Consider the following 724-nt stretch of genomic DNA (forward strand, 5'->3'; position numbering starts at 1 on the left):
GGGCAAACAGAATGATCAGCGTGGTGATAACAATCATGCTTGAGCGACGACCAAACTTATCCGCCAGCAGGCCGGCAATCGGCACCATGACGCCAAACCCAATGACCGCCATCATCAACATCCACAGCACTTCGTTACGCGGCAGGCCGAGCCCAACCGGCGCGGCGGCGGTGCTGAACGTCATTGAGTAGACCGTCATGATATAGAACAGCGTGTAGGTCGCGAGCATGATAAACGTGCCCAGTACCGTCACGCGGACGTGTTTAGTCAGCAGCGTACCCAGCGGCACTTTTACCTGTTTTTTCGCGGCGGCAACTTTAGCGAAAACCGGCGTTTCGTGAAGCGACACGCGGACATACAGGCCAATCAGCACCAGCACGGCGGAGAAGACGAACGGAATACGCCAGCCCCAGCTCATGAACTGTTCGTCCGTCAGCAGCCAGGAGAGCAGCAGGAAAGTCCCGTTCGCAAAGAAGAAGCCAATCGGTGCGCCAAGCTGCGGGAATGAACCGTACAGCGCGCGTTTGCGTGCCGGTGCGTTCTCCGTGGCCAGCAGCGCCGCACCCCCCCATTCACCGCCCAGCCCCAGACCCTGACCAAAACGCGCCAGCGCCAGCAGCATCGGGGCCAGAATACCAATGGTTTCGTAGGTAGGCAGCAAGCCGATAGCGACGGTGGAGATCCCCATCGTCAGCAGCGAGGCCACCAGCGTGACCTTACGGCC

At 59.8% G+C, this 724-nt stretch carries 1 protein-coding gene; it reads right to left on the minus strand.

All coding sequences use genetic code 11. The features are described 5' to 3' along the window. On the minus strand, window positions 1-724 hold a 724-nt coding region (locus AC0DBE_RS21490), incomplete at both ends, for an MFS transporter (protein WP_472963718.1).

This window comes from Bacillus sp. VA15 (genome assembly GCF_055721145.1).